The organism is Skermanella sp., from assembly GCF_059503625.1.
Map to the genome: position 1 here is coordinate 1 of NZ_JCACHA010000606.1, position 12,967 is coordinate 12,967.

A 12,967-nucleotide genomic window follows, 5' to 3' on the forward strand; every position below is an offset into this window, starting at 1 on the left:
GGCAGGTAATCACAGCTCGGAGCGCGGACCATGTTCGGGCATACCATAACGCCTGGCGGGGGACAGTCCGGCAACTTCGCCCCGGCGCGACCCTCTTCCGCATCGCCTGCATTCGCATCCTTGACCCGGCGGTGGACGGACGCTTCGGCATTCCCTGTCAAACCGCCTGCACGCGATTATGCGGCCGACATCCCGGTTCCGCAGGCCGACCGCGTCACCCGCGCCCTTTTGGCCACGATCTTCTGAACGGGCCGGGATTCACAGCCGTCCATCGTCAATGGCGGCTTGCTTTCCCCTGACCTCGCCGTTATAACCCACGGCTCATTCGAGCGGCGAGGCTGGGTCGAAATACCCTGTGGACATGCCCAACCGCTCCGAACAGCAACTCCATGGTTAAGGAGCGGAAATGTCCAAGTTGAAGACTCATAGCGGTTCGAAGAAGCGCTTCAAGGTGACGGCCTCGGGCCGGGTCAAGGCTCAGGCCGCCGGCAAGCGCCACGGCATGGTCAAGCGTACCCAGAAGATGAAGCGCAATGCGCGCGGCACCATGGTGCTCGCTCCTCAGGATGGCGTCACCATCCTGAAAAACTTCCTGCGCAACGCCTGATCGGGGGAACTGACCTATGGCACGTGTCAAGCGGGGCGTAACCACTCACGCCCGTCACCGTAAGATCCTCAAGCTGGCCAAGGGCTATCGCGGCCGGTCCAGCAAGTGCTTCCGCATTGCGATCCAGAAGGTCGAAAAGGCGCTTCGTTACGCCTATCGCGACCGTCGCAACAAGAAGCGCGAATTCCGCGGCCTCTGGATCCAGCGTATCAACGCCGGTGCGCGCCAGCATGGCCTGACCTATTCGCGTTTCATGAACGGCATGAAGCGGGCCGGCATCGAGGTCGACCGCAAGGTCCTGGCCGACATCGCCGCCCGCGAGCCGGAAGCGTTTAAGGTCCTGGTCGATCAGGCCCAGGCCGCTCTCGCCCAGGCTGCTTGATTCACTGAGGCGTCCCCTTTCAGCGGGCGCCGATGGAATTGACGGCAATTGACAAGGGGGCAGCCCGGCCGGGCTGCCCCCTTTTCGCGTTCGGGCTTCTGGTTTCCCAATAGCTGCCCAGTGCCCATCCCTTGCTAGCCTGCAACCCTGACGAGGAATCCCATGTCCGCTCTCGAAGCGCTGAAGACGGAACTGCTGGCGGCGGTGGCCGAGGCCGCTGATCTGGCGGCGCTGGAAGAGGTGCGCGTCGCCGCACTCGGCAAGAAAGGCCGGATCACCGGCCTGATGGCCGACATGCGCTCACTGTCGCCCGACGAGCGCAAGGAGCGCGGCCAGGCGATGAACGCGCTGAAGGACGAGGTCGGCGCCGCCCTCGATATCCGCAAGGCCGAACTGCACCGCGCGGCACTGGCGCTGCGGCTGGAAGCCGAGCGGATCGACGTCACCCTGCCGGTCCGGGCCGAGCAGCAGGGCCGCATCCATCCGATCACCCAGACCATCGACGAACTGACGGCGATCTTCGCCGACATGGGATTCTCGGTCGCCGAAGGACCGGACATCGAGGACGACTTCCATAACTTCACGGCGCTGAACTTCCCGCCCGGCCATCCGGCGCGCGACATGCACGACACCTTCTACCTGCCGGACCGGGCCGAGGACGGCAGCCGCATGCTCCTGCGCACCCATACCTCGCCGGTGCAGGTCCGTTCGCTGCTGAAGGACAAGGCGCCGATCCGGGTCATCATCCCCGGCCGGACATATCGTTCCGACTACGACATGACCCACACGCCGATGTTCCATCAGGTCGAAGGTCTTGTCGTGGACGAGAAGACCAGCATGGCGCACCTGCGCGGCTGCCTGGTCGAGTTCTGCCGCGCCTTCTTCGACGTGGACGACCTGCCGCTGCGTTTCCGTCCCAGCTTCTTCCCCTTCACCGAACCCTCGGCGGAAGTCGATATCGGCTGCCTGCGCCGGGGCGGAGAGCTGAAGATCGGCAACTACGGCGACTGGCTGGAGATCCTGGGCTGCGGCATGGTCCATCCCAACGTGCTGGAGAACTGCGGCATCGACAGCACCCGCTATCAGGGCTTCGCTTTCGGCATGGGTATCGAGCGCATCGCCATGCTGAAATACGGCATCCCCGACCTGCGCACCTTCTTCGAGGCCGACCTGCGCTGGCTGAAGCATTACGGCTTCGTGCCGCTCGACACGCCTTCCCTGGCCCAGGGCCTGACCCGTTAAGGAACAGCCGACGATGAAGTTCACCCTTTCCTGGCTGAAGGCCCATCTGGATACCGGGGCCGACGTCGATACGATTTCCGAAAAGCTGACCGCCCTCGGCCTCGAGGTCGAGGAGGTGATCGACCGCTCCAAGGGCCTGGAGCCCTTCAAGGTCGCCTATGTGGTCTCGGCCGAAAAGCATCCCGACGCCGACAAGCTGCGCGTCTGCATGGTCGATACCGGGTCCGAAACGGTCCAGGTCGTGTGCGGGGCTCCCAATGCCCGTACCGGCATGAAGGGCGTTTTCGCGCCGGCCGGCACGACCATCCCCGCGACCGGCGTCGAGCTGAAGAAGGGCGTCATCCGGGGCGTCGAGTCGAACGGCATGCTCTGCTCCGAGCGTGAAATGGGCTTGTCGGACGAGCACAACGGCATCATCGATCTGCCGGAAGACGCGCCCGTCGGCGCTCCCTTCGCATCGGTGCTGGGTTTGGACGATCCGCTGGTCGACATCTCCCTCACGCCGGACCGGGCGGACTGCGCCGGCGTGCGCGGCGTCGCCCGCGACCTGTCGGCCGCCGGCCTCGGCCCGCTGAAGCCGATCGACACGACTCCCGTGCCGGGCGGCCTCGCGAGCCCGGTTACCGTTACACTCGATTTTCCGGAAGATCAGACCGCGGCCTGCCCGCTGTTCGTCGGCCGGCTGATCCGGGGCGTCCGGAACGGTCCCAGCCCGCGCTGGCTTCAGGACCGGCTGCTCTCGATCGGCCTGCGGCCGATTTCGGCGCTGGTCGACATCACCAATTTGATGACATTCGATGTCGCTCGTCCGCTTCACGTCTTCGACGCCGGCAAGCTGCACGGCGGACTGACCGTCCGTCCGGCCAAGGCCGGCGAGACGCTGATGGCGTTGAACGGCAAGGAATACACGCTCGAACCCGGCATGACCGTGATCGCCGACGACAGTGGAGTCGTCAGCCTGGGTGCCGTCATGGGCGGCGAGAGCACGGGCGTCACCGAGACGACGACCGACGTATTCCTGGAAGCGGCGCTGTTCGACCCCGTCCGCACGGCGCAGACCGGCCGCAGGCTGTCGATCGACAGCGATGCGCGCTACCGCTTCGAGCGCGGCGTCGATCCGGCCTTCGTGGTTCCGGGCGCCGAGATCGCAACCCGCCTGATCCTGGAGATCTGCGGCGGCTGTCCCAGCGAACTGGTCATCGCCGGGCAGGAGCCGGACTGGCACCGCACCCTGACCCTGCGCCCGGAACGGGTGCTCGGTCTGGGCGGCGTGGACGTTCCGGTTGCGGAACAGATCAGCATCCTGGAAGCGCTCGGCTGCGGCGTGAAGACCCGCGACGACGGCGTCATGGACGTCTCGATCCCGAGCTGGCGCGCCGATATCCACGGCGAAGCGGATCTGGTCGAGGAGGTCCTGCGGGTCAACGGCTACGACCATATCCCGGCGATCCCGCTGGAGCGTACCTCGGCCATCACCAAGCCCGCCCTGAACGTCAAGCAGAAGCGGGTCGTCACGGCCAAGCGCGTGCTGGCGGAGCGCGGGTTGTCGGAAGCGGTGACGTGGTCGTTCATGTCGTCCGCCCATATCGACCTGTTCGGCGGCGTGCCGGACGAGTTGCGCCTGCTCAACCCGATCAGCGCCGACCTGGACGTGATGCGGCCCTCGATCCTGCCCAACCTGATCCAGGCGGTCGGACGCAATGCCGACCGCGGCTATGCCGATGCCGGGCTGTTCGAGGTCGGGCCGATGTTCCGCGACCCTTCGCCGCAGGGACAGGATACCGTCGCCGCCGGCGTGCGCTCCGGCGTGATGGTGCCGCGCCAATGGGCCGAAAAGCAGCGCCCGGTCGATGCCTTCGACGCCAAGGCCGACGCGCTGGCCGTGCTCGATCAGGTCGGAGCGCCGACGGCCAACCTTCAGGTCACGACCGATGCGCCGGGCTGGTATCATCCCGGCCGCTCCGGCGTGCTGCGGCTCGGTCCGACCGTGCTCGCCCGCTTCGGCGAGATGCATCCGGAAGTGCTTGAGGTCCTGGGCGTCAAGGGTCCCGTCGTGGCGTTCGAAGTCATGCTCGACGTGGTGCCGCTGCCCAAGAAGAAGGGTGGTACCGCAAGGCCGCTGCTCCGGCTGTCGATGTTCCAGCCGGTCCAGCGCGACTTCGCCTTCCTGGTCGACGCCTCGGTCGAAGCGGAGAAGCTGGTCCGGGCCGCCAAGGGCGCCGACAAGACGCTGATCAGCGATGTCGCCGTGTTCGACGTCTATCAGGGGCAGGGGATCGAACCGGGCCGGAAGTCGCTCGCCATCGCGGTGACGATCCAGCCGACGGCCAAGCCGCTGACCGAGCCGGAGATCGACGCCATCGGCGCGAAGATCGTCGCGGCCGTCGCCAAGGCGACCGGCGGCACTTTGCGCAGTTGACGTGCGTCACAGGTTTTCATGCTTAAATAGGAGACAGGCGGGTCTTTCCGGCCCGTCCGTCCACTACCGAAGCTTGAAAGCATAGGGTCATGGGTTCGCATCCGCACGCCAACGACGATGGCCATAACCACGGGCATAACCATGGCCATGGGCAAGGCCATGATCACCACGGGCATGGTCACATCCATGCCCACGCCCATGACGAGCGGCGCCTGTTGCTGGCCCTGATCCTGACCGGCGGTTTCATGGTGGTGGAAGCGGTCGGCGGCATCCTTGCCGGGTCGCTGGCCCTGCTGGCCGACGCCGGCCACATGCTGACCGACACGGCGGCGCTGTCGCTCTCCTGGTACGCCTTCGTGGTCAGCCGGCGGCCGGCGACCGACAAGCGGTCATACGGTCAGCACCGCTTTCAGGTCCTGGCGGCACTGATCAACGGCGTGACGCTGGTGGCTGTCGCCGGATGGATCACGGTCGAAGCCGTCCGGCGTCTGTTCGATCCCGTCCCGGTCGTCGGCACCACCATGCTCGTGATCGCGGCGGTCGGCCTTGCCGTGAACATCGCCGGTTTCCTGATCCTCCACGGCGGCAATCAGGAAAACCTCAACATGCGGGGGGCCGCTCTGCACGTGCTGGGCGACCTGCTGGGCTCGGTCGCGGCCATCGCGGCGGCGATCGTGATCCTGTGGACCGGCTGGACGCCGATCGACCCCATCCTGTCCGTGCTGGTGGCCCTGCTGATCCTGCGCAGCGCCTGGACCCTGATCGGCCGTTCCTGGCACGTCCTGATGGAAGGCACGCCGGAAGGATTGGACGTGGACCGCCTGCGGCGCGAACTGACCGATGCCGTTCCCGGCGTGGAGGATGTCCACCACGTCCATGCCTGGTGCCTGACCCCGGAACGGCCTCTGATCACCTTCCACGCCAGCCTCCACACCGATGCCGATCATGACGAGGTGCTGCGCCGGCTGCGTGTGGAACTGGTGAGCCGCTTCAACATCCAGCACTCGACCATCCAGCTCGAGAGCGGTGCCTGTGCCATCGGTCCCTGCATCGAAAAGGATGCTCCTGGAAAAAAGGCACGCCAATTCAACGTACAGTGATCTTGTTCACAGCGGTATAGCTGTCTCCGGTTTAATTTCCCGGTCATTCCCCATCCTGGGGACGGAAGATGTCAGGAGCGATGCGATGACCGTGATCCCGTTCCCCAGTTGCAGGTTCACTCCAGCCGATCTGTCGGTCTTTTACGAGGTGGCTCTGCCCAAGTGCTCACGCGGTGCCTGGGCAGGCGTCGCGCGCCAGACGGAACGGCACCACGACCGTCTGCTGATCTCCCTGCCGGGTGTCGGCGAGCCGGTCTTCATCTTCGAGCGCGATGTCGCCGGTCATTACTGCCTGTGGTTCAGGGACGGTAACGGCAAGCGCTGCATCGGCAAGGGGATGACGGCATCCGCCTGCCTCAGCATCTGGCGGCCGGCGCCCGTGCGTCGTCGTTCCGCAGCCGTACCGGTGTGCTGACCGGGCCGGGTCTGTCCAGTTCGGTCCGGCCCGCCGACCGGTCCAGACACCAGCTTCTATTATGTTTTTCTTAACCATAATCGCCGAGTCTTGACTCCTGTTCGGCCACGGAACCCTTGGCAAAGGGGTGGTTGCCGAGCAGGCCAGATCAACCCGGTGGCGTCCTTTGCATCATTTCCCGGTAAGCGCCCCGATAACCGAAGTACGGCTTGGGCGCCTTTAAATGAGCCTCCTGTCCCGCCTGTTCATTCCGGTCCTCGTCGCCATCCTGCCGGCGGTCGGCTTCGGGATTTTCGATGAATTCGACGCCCGCAGCACCGCCGAAGCCAATGTCAGGGCGGAAGCGGCTCAGTTGCGCGATACCATCCAGGCGGAGCAGGCGCGGGTCTTCGACGGCATCAAGCAGACCGCGCTGCTGGTCGCCGCCTCCGCCGCCGTGCGAGACGGAGATTCCCATGGTTGTCAGGCGTTCCTAGACCGGTCCGCCGCAGCGCTCCCGCCGGAGCAGGTCATTTCGGTAACGGACAGGGTCGGCACGGTGGTCTGCTCCAGCCGGTCCGATCAGGTAGGCCGTCCGTTGGGCAGCCGGTTCGATCTGATGGCGTCGCTCAAGACCGACCGTTTTTTGGTCGGCGACTATATACGCATGGGAGCCTCGGGAGCCGCATTGCCCTTCGCCGTGCGCTATCAGGGCAACGACGGCCAGATCAGGGGAATCGTGGCGGTCATGCTCGACGTGGCCTGGTGGAAGAAGGACCGTTCCTTCACAGGACTGCCGGAAAACGTCTCGCTGACGGTGGCCGACCGTACCGGCACCATCCTGGCGCGCCGGCCCGACCCTGCGGACCAGGCAGGCCGGTCGGCCGTCGGACGCACCCTGGAAAACCTTGCCGTTCCCGGTGTGCCGGCCGACTCTCCGGTTGTCCAGGCGACCGTTCAGCCCTCGGCATCGCCCCAGGGGCTCTTCATCGGTGTCGGTATCGATCCGCGCGACATCCAGAGGGGATTGGACGCCGCCACTCTCCGGCGCGTGCTATTCCTGACCGGTGGTCTGGCGGCGGCACTGCTGGCGGCGGCGTTTCTTGCACAGCGCTTCATCCGGCGTCCGGTCTCTGCCCTGGTCGAAGCTTCGGCACGCTGGGGTGCCGGCGATTACCGGGCCCGCGTCGGGCTGTCCGACGACCGGTCGGAGTTCGGCGTGCTGGCCCGAGCCTTCGACACCATGGCGGAAGCGCTGGAGCGGCGCGAGAAGGAGCGCGGCGTGGCGGAAGAAACCGCGCGCAAGATGGCCGCCGTTCTGGAGAGTTCCACCGACGGAATCTGCGAGATCGACCGCGACTGGTGCATCTCGTTCATGAACGGCCGAGCCCGGGCCATCGTCGATCCCGGCCGCGACATGATCGGCCTCCCCCTGTTCGAGGTCTTTCCGGAAGCGGCCGGAGGTCTGGTTCAGCGCGAGTGCGAGCGCGCCATGGCAGAAGGCGTGCCGGTCAGCTTCGAGGAGTATTTCGGCATCCATGACCGTTGGCTGTCGATCCGCGCTTTCCCCACATCCGACGGTCTGATGATCTGCTTCCAGGACGTGACCGAGGGCCGCCGGGCGGACCAGCACAGCGCATGGACCGAGGCGCATCACCGCGCCATCGTCTCCACGGCACCCGACGGCATGGTCGTGATAGACGAGCACGGCGTGATCCAGTCCTTCAACCCCGCCGCCGGAAGCCTGTTCGGCTACGAGCCCGGCGAGGTCGTCGGCCGCAATGTCACCGTGCTGATGCCAGAACGGGACCGGGCCGTGCATGACGGGTATATCTGGAGCTACCGGCATGGCGCCGACCGCAACGTGATCGGAAAGGGCCGCGAACTGAAGGGACGCCGCAAGGACGGTTCGACCTTCCCGCTTGAACTCTCGGTCGCGGAGTGGAAGGACGGCCGCCAGCGTTTCTTCACCGGCTTCATGCGCGACATGACGGTACGGCAGGAGGCCGACACGGCCCTGGAGGAAGCCCGCATGGCGGCGGAGCGGGCCGTGCTGTCCAAATCCAGGATGCTTGCCGCCGCCAGTCACGATCTGCGCCAGCCGGTTCAGTCGCTGCTGTTCCTGAGCGCCGCACTGGCCGACGGTCTGCGCGGCCATCCGATGCTGCCGCTGGCCGGCAGCATCGATCAGGCGACCGACGCCCTGAAGCGCCTGCTGGACGGGCTGCTGGACATCTCCAGGCTGGATGCGGATGCCGTCACTCCCAGGATCGGGGCATTCTCCGCCGATACGGTGGTCGGCAGGCTGAACGCCGAATACGGCCGGCGCGCCGAACGGCAGGGCGTCAGCCTGCGGGTCGTGGGGTGCTCGATGCGCATCGCCAGCGATCCGGTGCTGCTGGAGTGTATTCTGCGCAACCTGATAGAGAACGCGCTACGCCACACGACCCAGGGCCGCATACTGATCGGCTGCCGGCGGATGTCAGGGGCTCTCCGGATCGACGTCATGGACACCGGGATCGGCGCGGCATACGACCGGTCCGACCCCTCCGCCCGGTACCCCGACGGTGGAGAAGGCGCAGGGCTGGGAATTGCGGTCGTCCACCGTCTGGCAGCCCTGCTCGGCCACCGCATCACTGTCGAGTCTTCACCCGGCCATGGCTCCCGTATCTCGGTGGAGGTGCCGCTGGCAGATCTGCCTTGCCCGGAACGCCGGACGGCGGCAGCGGCGGAAGAGCACACCAATCCGGATACGCGGGGACTGATCGTCATCCTCGACGACGAGGCCATCATTCTGATGGGGCTCAGGGTCCTGCTGGAAAGCTGGGGCTATCAGGTGATTTCGGCCATGTCGCTGGACGAAGCGGTCCAGCTGGTCGCGGACGAGACCTGGACACCCGACCTGATCATCGCGGATTACCGCTTGGCCGACGGCAATACCGGACCGGAAGCGATCGATGCGATCCGCGAGATCTCCAGCCCCCGGATACCCGGCATCGTCCTTACCGGCGACACCGCCCCAGGTATCCTGGAGCGGGTCGGCAAGCGGGGTTTCGGCATCCTGCATAAGCCGGTCGCCGCCACGGACCTGCACCGGATCGTCCTGGAATATGTCGAGGGGGGCGCCGAGGCCCGTCAGATGCCGACCTCGACCGCGGCGTTGACGATGTAGATCATCTCGTTCTTGTCGTCCTTGTCCGCCAGGAAGATGCCGCTGGGCGCCAGCATCCCGCCGGGGCCGACATGGATGCTGACGTTGCCATAGGGAAAGACGGCGCGGACGGCGTCCTCGTCCAGCTTGTCGGCGTCGGCGGGGACCGCCAGATGGACCCGCACCTGCATCTTGCCGGTATCGCCGCCGACAAGTCCGCGCATGCCGGGCATGGAATTGCGTTCGATGGCGTTGCGGACCGCCCGGATAGATGCTTTCGTCACATCCTGACCGTGAAGGTCGGCGCCCATGCCCAGTTCGACGAACATGACCTGTTTCATCGCGGCTTCCTCTCCCTTTTCCGTTCGATGTCCGTATCGCCGCACACGATAGACATCGAACGGAAAGGTGGAAAGCGTCAGAGACCGGCGACCGTGGTTTTCGGAGCGCCGCCGCCCAGCACCTTGTACAGCGTCACCAGATTGCTGAGCTGCGACAGCCGCGCGTTGATCAGGTCCTGCTGTGCCGCATAAAGCGACCGCTGGCTGTCCAGCGCGTTGAGGAAGCTGTCGAGACCCCTGTTGTAGCGCAGGATCGACAGGTCGTAGCTGGACCGTGTCGCATCCACGAGTGAGCTTTGCGCCTCGAGCTGATCGTCCAAGGTACCCTGGGCCGCCAGCGCGTCGGACACTTCGCGGAACGCTGTCTGGATCGATTTTTCATACTGCGCGACGCCGATTTCCCGCTGGACCTTGGCGCTTTCCAGGTTCGCTTCCCGCCGGCCGAAGTCGAAGATCGGCAGGTTGATCTGCGGCGCGAAGGCCCAGGCGCCGCTGCCGCCTTCGAACAGCCCGGACAGCGAGGCGCTGGCGGTGCCGGCCGATGCGGTCAGGCTGATGCTCGGGAAGAATGCCGCCCTGGCGGCGCCGATATCGGCGTTGGCAGACCTTAGATTGTATTCGGCCTGCATGATGTCGGGACGCCGTTGAAGCAGACCCGAGGGCAGTCCGACCGGCAGGTTGGCGACGAAATCGGCTTTCCCAAGCGACGGCGCCTTGTCCAGCACCTGATCGGCGACCGGAGCTCCGACCAGCAGGTTCAGCGCGTTCTTGTCCTGCGCGATCTGGCGGACATAGGCGGCGCGGTTGGCCCGCGCCGTCTCCACGGCGGTACGCGCCTGGGCCACGTCGAGCTGGGTGCCGACGCCCCGGTCGAAACTGCGCGAGGTCAGGTCGTAGGACTGCCGCTGGGTCCGCAGCGTGTCCTCCGTCAGCTTCAGCAACTCCTTGTCCGCCAGCAGCGTCAGATAGGCGTTGGCGACTTCCGCGATCAGCGAGATCTGGGTCGAGATCCTGGCCTGATCCGTCGCGAAATAGCTTTCCAGGGCCGACTGCTCCAGGCTCCGGACGCGTCCCCAAAGGTCGAGTTCGTAGGCCGTGGTGCCGACGCTGACGTCGTACTGGCTCGTGGTCGTGGCCCTGCCGGTGCGCGACAGGTCGCCCGGCGTCCGCTGGCGCTGAAGGCTGCCGCCGATATCCGCCGACGGCAGCAGATCGGCCCGCTGGATGCGGTACTGCGCCTGGGCCTGCTGGACGTTCAGCGCCGCGACCCGCAGGTCGCGGTTGTTCGCCAGGGCCTGATCGATCAGGCTGCGGAGCTGGGGCGAGCGGAAGAATTCCTCCCAGCCCAGGTCCGCCAGTTGCGGCCCGCTGCCGACCGGCTGGGCGGCGCCGGAGTCGGCATAGGCGGGGCCGGTCGGCCAAGCCTCCGACACCGGGGATGCCGGCCGGATGTATTCGGGGATGAACGAGCATCCGCCGAGCAGCAGCAGCGCCAGCGATGCGGCAGGCGCCAGACGCCTTTTCTTCATGGTCTTGTCCGTCATTTTCCGCCGTCTCGATCCGATTTCGTCAGTCCGCACCATCAGGTCGCCCATCAGTCCGCTTGGGCCGGCTGGGCATGGCCATGGTCATGGTCCTTCTTCGAGGGGAACCAGCGGCCGACCAGCGTCAGCACCGTCACGAAGAAGACGGGCACGAAGAAGATCGCCAGCACGGTGGCCGAGATCATGCCGCCCATCACGCCGACGCCGATGGCGTTCTGGCTGCCCGACCCGGCGCCCGTGCTGATCGCCAGCGGCAGCACGCCCAGGATGAAGGCGAAGGACGTCATCAGGATCGGACGCAGGCGCTGGCGGCAGGCTTCGATCGTCGCCTCCAGCAATCCCATGCCCTCGTCGTGCATGTCCTTGGCGAACTCCACGATCAGGATGGCGTTCTTGGCCGACAAACCGATGGTCGTCAGCAGGCCCACCTGGAAGTAGACGTCGTTGGGCAGGCCCCGCAGATGCGCCGCGATCACGGCGCCCAGGATGCCGAGCGGCACCACGAGGATGACGGAGGCCGGGATCGACCAGCTTTCATACAGGGCGGCAAGGCACAGGAACACGACCAGGATCGAGATCGCGTAGAGGGCGGGGGCCTGCGAACCGGACAGCCGTTCCTCGTACGACAACCCCTGCCATTCGAAGCCGATGCCTTCCGGCAACTGCCTCGCCAGTTCCTCCATCGTCGCCATCGCCTCGCCCGAGCTGATGCCCGGAGCGGCCTGACCCTGGATGTTGATCGAGGAGACGCCGTTGAACCGTTCCAGCCGCGGCGAGCCGTAGTCCCAGCGAGTGGTCGAGAAGGTCGAGAAGGGCACCATCTCGCCGTTCGCATTGCGCATGTACCAGCGGTCCAGGTCGGACGGCAGCATGCGGTACTTGGCGTCGGCCTGGATATAGACCCGCTTGACGCGGCCGTTCTCGATGAAGTCGTTGACGTAGCTGGAACCCCAGGTCGCCTGAAGGGTCGCGTTGATGTCGGCCAGCGACAGGCCCAGCGCGCTGGCCTTTTCGCGGTCGATTTCGATCTGCAACTGCGGATTATCGTCCAGGCCGTTCGGACGCACCGCCGTCAGCTTGGGGTTCTGCGCCGCCAGACCCAGCAATTGGCCGCGCGCCTGCATCAGCTTCTCATGGCCCAGCCCCGCCCGGTCGACCAGCTGCATGTCGAAGCCGGTGGCGTTGCCGAGCTCGATGATGGCCGGCGGGGTGAAGGCGAAGATCATCGCGTCGCGCACCTTGGACAGCGACGCCATGGCGCGCTGGGCGATGGCGAAGACGGAGCCTTCTTCGGAGCCGCGCACCGACCAGTCCTTCATGTTCGAGAAGCCGAGGGCGGTGTTCTGCCCGCGTCCGCTGAAGCTGAAGCCGGTGACGGTGAAGATGCCGTTCACATAGTCCTTCTCGTCTTCGAGGAAATGCTTCTCCATCACCTTGACCGACTCGAGCGTGCGCTCCATCGAGGAGCCGGCCGGCAGCGAGACCTGGCTGATCAGGATGCCCTGGTCCTCGTTCGGCAGGAAGGCGGAGGGGAGGCGCATGAACAGCACGCCCAGGCCGACCACGATCAGCAGGTAGATCACCAGATAGCGGCCCGGCTTGTGGATCATGTGGCCGACGCCGCGCTGATAGCGGACGTTGCCCCGGTCGAAGGTCCGGTTGAACCAGCCGAAAAAGCCGCGCTTGGGCTGGTGGCCGTGGCCCTGGCCGTGCCCGGCTGCTCCCTTGGCGGCCTTCTTGGGCGGCTTCAGCATGGTGGCGCAGAGGGCGGGGGTCAGGATCAGCGC

10 protein-coding genes are annotated in these 12,967 nt (G+C 66.0%); 7 read left to right on the top strand and 3 right to left on the bottom strand.

Annotation, left to right across the window (positions count from 1 at the left end):
• Positions 1-406: 406 nt before the first annotated feature.
• The 7 genes from rpmI (at position 407) to AC5JJ6_RS16550 (ending at position 9,316) form a co-directional block, all read left to right on the top strand.
• Positions 407-607 carry a 50S ribosomal protein L35 gene (gene rpmI, locus AC5JJ6_RS16520; RefSeq protein ID WP_044430017.1) on the top strand — a complete coding sequence of 67 codons (201 nt, stop codon included), beginning with the start codon at positions 407-409 and terminating at the stop codon, positions 605-607.
• A gap of 16 nt (positions 608-623) precedes the next feature.
• Positions 624-989: a 50S ribosomal protein L20 gene (gene rplT / locus AC5JJ6_RS16525; RefSeq protein ID WP_044430018.1), complete on the top strand. Its 366-nt coding sequence runs from the start codon at positions 624-626 to the stop codon at positions 987-989.
• Positions 990-1,151: 162 nt separating this feature from the next.
• On the top strand, positions 1,152-2,231 hold the full coding sequence (pheS, locus tag AC5JJ6_RS16530) for a phenylalanine--tRNA ligase subunit alpha (protein ID WP_496043107.1): 1,080 nt from the start codon (positions 1,152-1,154) through the stop codon (positions 2,229-2,231).
• A gap of 13 nt (positions 2,232-2,244) precedes the next feature.
• Positions 2,245-4,650, top strand: coding sequence for a phenylalanine--tRNA ligase subunit beta (gene pheT, locus AC5JJ6_RS16535; protein WP_496043108.1), 2,406 nt, complete (start codon positions 2,245-2,247; stop codon positions 4,648-4,650).
• A gap of 89 nt (positions 4,651-4,739) precedes the next feature.
• A complete protein-coding gene (locus AC5JJ6_RS16540; protein ID WP_496043109.1) occupies positions 4,740-5,750 on the top strand; it encodes a cation diffusion facilitator family transporter in 1,011 nt (336 codons plus the stop codon).
• A gap of 85 nt (positions 5,751-5,835) precedes the next feature.
• Positions 5,836-6,165, top strand: a complete 330-nt coding sequence (locus AC5JJ6_RS16545; protein ID WP_496043110.1) for a hypothetical protein — start codon at positions 5,836-5,838, stop codon at positions 6,163-6,165.
• Between the two features lie 223 nt (positions 6,166-6,388).
• A complete protein-coding gene (locus tag AC5JJ6_RS16550) occupies positions 6,389-9,316 on the top strand; it encodes a PAS domain S-box protein (protein WP_496043111.1) in 2,928 nt (975 codons plus the stop codon).
• Here the strand turns inward: AC5JJ6_RS16550 and AC5JJ6_RS16555 are convergent.
• The 3 genes from AC5JJ6_RS16555 to AC5JJ6_RS16565 form a co-directional block, all read right to left on the bottom strand.
• The gene (locus AC5JJ6_RS16555) at positions 9,280-9,636 is read right to left on the bottom strand and encodes a Lin0512 family protein (RefSeq protein ID WP_496043112.1); all 357 of its coding nucleotides are present in this window, start codon (positions 9,634-9,636) and stop codon (positions 9,280-9,282) included. The genes AC5JJ6_RS16550 and AC5JJ6_RS16555 overlap by 37 nt on opposite strands.
• A gap of 77 nt (positions 9,637-9,713) precedes the next feature.
• Positions 9,714-11,180 (bottom strand): AdeC/AdeK/OprM family multidrug efflux complex outer membrane factor, encoded by a 1,467-nt coding sequence (gene adeC / locus AC5JJ6_RS16560; RefSeq protein WP_496043113.1) that lies wholly within the window; start codon positions 11,178-11,180, stop codon positions 9,714-9,716.
• A 50-nt stretch (positions 11,181-11,230) separates the two neighbouring features.
• A partial coding sequence (locus AC5JJ6_RS16565; RefSeq protein WP_496043114.1) for an efflux RND transporter permease subunit occupies positions 11,231-12,967 on the bottom strand: 1,737 nt, incomplete at its 5' end.

What these genes read in the sequence shown, in the direction of transcription:
- rplT (WP_044430018.1), top strand. Translation starts at nt 624, where the DNA reads ATGGCACGTGTCAAGCGGGGCGTAACCACTCACGCCCGTCACCGTAAG.
- AC5JJ6_RS16540 (WP_496043109.1), top strand. Translation starts at nt 4,740, where the DNA reads ATGGGTTCGCATCCGCACGCCAACGACGATGGCCATAACCACGGGCAT.
- adeC (WP_496043113.1), bottom strand. Translation starts at nt 11,180, where the DNA reads ATGACGGACAAGACCATGAAGAAAAGGCGTCTGGCGCCTGCCGCATCG.
- AC5JJ6_RS16555 (WP_496043112.1), bottom strand. Translation starts at nt 9,636, where the DNA reads ATGAAACAGGTCATGTTCGTCGAACTGGGCATGGGCGCCGACCTTCAC.
- rpmI (WP_044430017.1), top strand. Translation starts at nt 407, where the DNA reads ATGTCCAAGTTGAAGACTCATAGCGGTTCGAAGAAGCGCTTCAAGGTG.
- pheS (WP_496043107.1), top strand. Translation starts at nt 1,152, where the DNA reads ATGTCCGCTCTCGAAGCGCTGAAGACGGAACTGCTGGCGGCGGTGGCC.
- pheT (WP_496043108.1), top strand. Translation starts at nt 2,245, where the DNA reads ATGAAGTTCACCCTTTCCTGGCTGAAGGCCCATCTGGATACCGGGGCC.
- AC5JJ6_RS16545 (WP_496043110.1), top strand. Translation starts at nt 5,836, where the DNA reads ATGACCGTGATCCCGTTCCCCAGTTGCAGGTTCACTCCAGCCGATCTG.
- AC5JJ6_RS16550 (WP_496043111.1), top strand. Translation starts at nt 6,389, where the DNA reads ATGAGCCTCCTGTCCCGCCTGTTCATTCCGGTCCTCGTCGCCATCCTG.